The 5,261-nt window shown below is 44.4% G+C and carries 3 protein-coding genes, 1 other RNA gene and 2 pseudogenes; 3 read left to right on the forward strand and 3 right to left on the reverse strand.

Annotated features, from left to right (window positions below):
• Positions 1 to 80: 80 nt before the first annotated feature.
• Positions 81 to 616, reverse strand: an RNA gene (gene rnpB / locus IQ224_RS21420) — RNase P RNA component class A.
• Between the two features lie 372 nt (positions 617 to 988).
• On the opposite strand from rnpB, the gene IQ224_RS21425 reads away from it, so the two are divergent.
• Complete coding sequence (locus IQ224_RS21425) at positions 989 to 1,816, forward strand: alpha/beta fold hydrolase (protein ID WP_002748572.1); 828 nt, start codon at positions 989 to 991, stop codon at positions 1,814 to 1,816.
• On the opposite strand, the gene IQ224_RS21430 is transcribed toward IQ224_RS21425, so the two are convergent.
• The gene (locus tag IQ224_RS21430) at positions 1,794 to 2,948 is read right to left on the reverse strand and encodes a histidine kinase (RefSeq protein WP_002748571.1); all 1,155 of its coding nucleotides are present in this window, start codon (positions 2,946 to 2,948) and stop codon (positions 1,794 to 1,796) included. The genes IQ224_RS21425 and IQ224_RS21430 overlap by 23 nt on opposite strands.
• 147 nt (positions 2,949 to 3,095) lie before the next feature.
• Between IQ224_RS21430 and IQ224_RS21435 the strand changes: the two genes are divergently transcribed.
• The gene (locus IQ224_RS21435) at positions 3,096 to 4,685 is read left to right on the forward strand and encodes a glycoside hydrolase family 57 protein (protein WP_002748569.1); all 1,590 of its coding nucleotides are present in this window, start codon (positions 3,096 to 3,098) and stop codon (positions 4,683 to 4,685) included.
• Between the two features lie 157 nt (positions 4,686 to 4,842).
• On the opposite strand, the pseudogene tnpA reads toward IQ224_RS21435, so the two are convergent.
• A pseudogene (tnpA, locus tag IQ224_RS21440) lies at positions 4,843 to 5,094 on the reverse strand (IS200/IS605 family transposase); the annotation flags it as partial.
• Here tnpA and IQ224_RS21445 point away from each other — a divergent pair.
• A pseudogene (locus IQ224_RS21445) lies at positions 5,085 to 5,261 on the forward strand (RNA-guided endonuclease TnpB family protein); the annotation flags it as partial. The pseudogenes tnpA and IQ224_RS21445 sit on opposite strands and share 10 nt — an antisense overlap.

Here is a 5,261-nt window from a genome sequence, read left to right on the forward strand (position 1 = left end):
AGCAATCTCCTATCTCCTGAATACTGACTCCTGACTCCTTATAACTAACTCCTGAATACTGATAACTGATAACTGATAAAGGAGAGAGTCAAACATAAGCCGAATTCTGTATTTCCCAACAGCAGTAAAATTGCTTTTACCTTTGTTGGAATAGAGGTTATCTATCTGGGATAATTGTTACCAATTACCTCAAGCGGTTCCTAAGAACGGGACAGGAAAAAGACCAACCTTTGTCCCTCCACCTTGCTCCCCACCGGGGTTTACCGAGCCAGTACCTCTCGATACTGCTGGTGCGCTCTTACCGCACCTTTGCACCCTTACCCCCAATCAGTTATCAGGTATCAGTTATCAGTTATCAGTTATCAGTGGAAAGTTATCAGTGGAAAGTTATTAGTTATCAGTGAATTTACTTTCGTTACTGTTTACTGATCACTGTTTACTGGAGGACGGCTACGCCGTGCCTTTGGCAACACTGAAAAAGGGGGCGGTATTTTTCTGTGGCACTATCCTCACGCTCGCGCGTACTGGACGTTATCCAGCAAGTGTGGTCTTTCGGGAGTTCGGACTTTCCTCGGAATCATTGATCAAATGATCCCGCAACCTCTAGACCAACTCTCTCCTATTCTCTAGTTTGACATACCAGAGACTCGATCGCTCATATATCCCAGTCAATAATCAGTGATCAGTAAACAGTGAACAGTGAAAAGACAGCAGGAAACTGCTATTTAATACTGCTCGCTTAATAGACCTCTTGTAAAAATCAAAAATTGTTGTTAGGGTTAGGAGTCAGTAGCCAGTAGTCAGTAGTCAGGAGAATTAAGAATGAATAATAATCAGTTAAATGGTCTATTTACGGACTTTATGCCATTTAATCCTTATTTTTGCCGTTTTTGAACCCTTAAAAATTAATTATGCAAGAGGTTTAATACATACTGCTCACTTAAAACTCAAATCTGATAACTGATAACTGATAACTGATAACTGCTCAATGTCGATCGCTCTCAACGTTAAGATCAAAGGTAATGGCTATCCGATTCTCTGTCTGCACGGTCATCCCGGTTCGGCAGCAAGTATGTCTGTATTTACTGATCATTTTTGCCAACGTTGGCAAACCCTGGCCCCGGATCTGCGCGGCTACGGTAAAAGTCGTTATCGCCCGGATTTTCAGCTAGAAGAACATCTAGAGGATTTAATCGAGCTGCTCGATCGCCAAAAAATCCAGCAATGTTTAATTCTCGGTTGGTCTTTGGGGGGTATAATCGCACTGGAATTAGTATTGCGGCATCCCGATCGCTTTCCTGGTTTAATTCTAGTGGCCTCGGCCGCACGGCCTTGGGGTAGTCATCCTCCTATCACCACCACAGATCTGATTTTGACGGGGATGGCGGCAATTCTCAATCAGATTAAACCGGGATGGCGTTGGAATATTGATACTTTTGCCCGTCGTTCCCTGTTTCAGTACCTTTTTTCACAGCATCAAGCGATATCCTATCAACATCTCGCTCAAAATGCTGTTACCGCCTACTTAGGCACTTCTCCAGCTGCTAATCGCGCTTTAAATCGGGCTTTAAAAAAAGGTTACAATTGTTTAAAATCTCTTGACAAAATCACAATTCCCTGCTTAGTTCTGGCGGGGGCAAATGATCGCCATATTACCAGTGCCTCGAGCCAAGAAACGGCCGAAAACCTGAAACTGTCTCAGTGGAAATGTTACCCAGAAACGGCCCATCTGTTCCCCTGGGAAATCCCCGACCTAGTTTTAGGGGACATTGATAATTGGTTAGCGGAACATTTTAGCGATAAACTGGCAGAGTGAAGTGAAAACTACTGCCGTGGTCGGGGACACTATCCACCCAAATTTGACCATAGTGGGCGCGAATAATCTTGCGACAGACCGATAACCCGATGCCATAACCTTCTTTACCCTCATCCCGTTTGAGACGCACATGACCCTCAAAAATATGCTCTTGTTTTTCTTCGGGAATGCCGGGGCCGGTATCACTGATGCTCACTTGTACTTTTTGAGTAGTACGATGGAGGACAGAAAGGGTAATTGCGCCGCCAGCGGGAGTATATTTGATCCCATTCTCCAAGAGATTAATAATCACCTGTCGGATTAACTCCTCATCAGCATAGACGGGGGGCAAATCTTGGGGGATATCGCTTTGGAGAATTAAAGTCTTTTCCTGAAAAGTATCAGTAAATTGAGACAAAATTTCCTGACAAAGACCTTGCAGATAAAATTTACTCTGGTGGAGAGTGAATTGCGCCGCCATGCTCTTAGAAGCTTGCAGAATATCTGTGATCAAACGGTTCATAATCCGGAACTGTTTGCGGGCCTGTTGGTGCAGTTGTTCTCGTAATTGCAGACTGCGCTCCGTATCCGGTTGATGATAGGCTAATTCGAGGGTTTCCACAGCGATGGAAGCAGCGGTGAGAGGACTGCGTAAATCGTGGGCTAACATAGCCAAAATTTGGTCTTTAAATTTTAATTGTTCTAATAATTCTTCCTTTTCCTGTTTGAGACGAAAAACCTCATCGGCAATGCGGATGAGTTCGCCCGAATGTTCCACCTCTTGAAGTTGTCCATCCTCAGCGTGATGATTTTTGACCTCCTCTTTAATCGCTTTTTGCCAGCGTACCAACCATTTTTTAAACTGTTCCACCAGATTACTGCCCGCGAGGGTATGACGGGGGCCGGGGGCAATTTTGACCAGGGCCGGGGTAGCTACAAGGCGAAAATGTTCGACTAAATGAGGTTGCTGGCGAATTTCGATGATCTGTAGGTCAATTGGGTAATCAGACTTTAAAGACTGGAGATAGGACTGAATTTGACGGATAATTTCTTGAGAACTGGGACGGTCATCAACAAATAGCAAAAGTTGAATCGAGAGAGGCGTTGTCGTCTCTCTTCCTAAAGCAGTCAGTGGCTCGTTAGATGGGAGCATCGGAAAATTAGTAAACCTAGGGATTAACGGGATCGATCGACGATCGATCGACTTTTATCATATTCTTTATTGTAGAAGCTTAAGATAGTATAAAATCTACTCAACCTAATCTTAAAGTTTTATTCCTTAATTCTAAGAAGAAATCCTATGGCTTTTGGCTATGTTGCCCTAGTTCTCCACGCGCATCTCCCTTTCGTCCGCCATCCCGAAAGCGATTACGTCCTCGAAGAAGAATGGTTATACGAAGCAATCACAGAAACCTACATCCCTCTGCTGCAAGTTTTTGAAGGTCTCAAGCGGGATGGTATCGATTTTAAAATGACCATGAGCATGACTCCGCCTTTGGTGTCGATGCTGCGGGATCCGTTACTGCAAGAGCGTTATGAAGAACACTTAGGTAAGTTAGAAGAATTAATTGCTAAAGAAATCGACCATAATCAACATAATGGCCATATTCGCTACTTAGCCGAATATTACGCTGAATCCTTCCAAAGTATCCGACAAACTTGGGAAAAATACGATGGAGATCTGGTCAAAGCCTTTAAACAATTCCTTGACAGTAATAACCTAGAAATTATCACCTGTGGTGCGACCCATGGTTATATGCCCCTGATGAAAATGTACCCACAAGCGGTGTGGGCGCAAATTGAGGTGGCCTGTCAACACTACGAAGAAAATTTCGGTCGTCGTCCCAAGGGCATTTGGTTGCCCGAATGTGCCTACTATGAAGGGGTAGAAAGAATGTTAGCCGATGCGGGCATTCGCTACTTCCTCGTCGATGGCCACGGTATTCTCTACGGTCGTCCGCGCCCCCGTTACGGCAGTTACGCGCCCATTTTCACAGAAACCGGGGTGGCTGCTTTCGGTCGTGACCACGAATCTTCCCAACAGGTTTGGTCTTCCCAAGTCGGTTATCCGGGGGATATAGTTTATCGGGAATTCTATAAAGATTTGGGCTGGGAAGCGGAATACGAGTATATTAAGCCCTATATCATGCCCAACGGTCAACGCAAGAATATAGGCATTAAATACCACAAAATTACTAGCCGGGACGGTGGTTTATCGGAAAAAGGGCTTTATGACCCCTACTGGGCCAAAGAAAAAGCCGCCGAACACGCGGGCAATTTTATGTATAATCGCGAGCGACAAGTGGAGAGTTTAGCGGGAATTATGGGCCGTCCCCCCCTGGTTGTTTCTCCCTACGATGCCGAGTTATTTGGTCACTGGTGGTATGAGGGACCCTGGTTTATTGATTTTCTGTTCCGTAAGTCCTGGTATGACCAAAATATCTACCAAATGACCCATTTAGCCGATTATCTCCGGGCTAACCCGACCCAGCAGGTCTGTCGTCCTTCCCAATCCAGTTGGGGTTATAAGGGTTTCCATGAATACTGGCTGAATGAAACTAACGCTTGGATCTATCCTCACCTGCACAAAGGCACGGAACGAATGATTGAATTAAGTCATCATGAAGCGGAGGATGAATTACAGGAACGGGCTTTAAATCAGGCAGCCCGGGAGTTATTATTAGCACAATCTTCTGACTGGGCCTTTATTATGCGAACCGGTACGATGGTTCCCTACGCTGTCCGGCGTACTCGTTCCCACCTGCTGCGGTTAAATAAAATCTATGAAGATGTGAAATCCGAGAAGATTGACTCTGGTTGGCTGGAAAAAGTCGAGGAAATCGATAATATTTTCCCCAATATTGATTACCGTGTCTATCGACCTCTGTAATCTCGGTTAGAGATTAATAAAAATTTTGGTGCGTTACAAGCTGTAGCGCACCTTGTTGCTTTCTGATTCACTCATTACTTGATCTCCTGTAGATTTCTGCACTATCTACAAAAATAGTACCCAACTTATCGAAAATTTGGGTTAAAACCCCGTCGTTTTACGACGGCTTTTCCTGATCTTTGATATAAGACTTAAGAACTTCCAGTGGCGCACCTCCTACAGAAGACACAAAATAACTGGGCGACCAAAGAGCGTCTTTCCCGTATGGCTTAGGATAACCAGCTTGTCCATACCTGCGACTAGAGACTCCCTTTAAAGAGTTGACCATTACGGAAATAGATAGTTTCGGTGGGTATTCAATTAATGCGTGTACATGATCGGACTCCCCGTTAAATTCCAAAGGGAGGAAGTGCCGAATTTACCAAATCTGCTTTTAAATTTAAAGACAAACAAATCTATTTAGCTAAATGCACAGAACCTTTACCTATTCGATGGTCAAGACAAATACCAGAAAGCTGTGACCCAAGTACAGTAACAGTCAGATTACATCCTTCTGGACGCTGGCATATTTCAATT

This window comes from Microcystis sp. LEGE 00066 (genome assembly GCF_015207925.1).
GTDB classification, from domain to species: Bacteria; Cyanobacteriota; Cyanobacteriia; order Cyanobacteriales; family Microcystaceae; genus Microcystis; species Microcystis ichthyoblabe_A.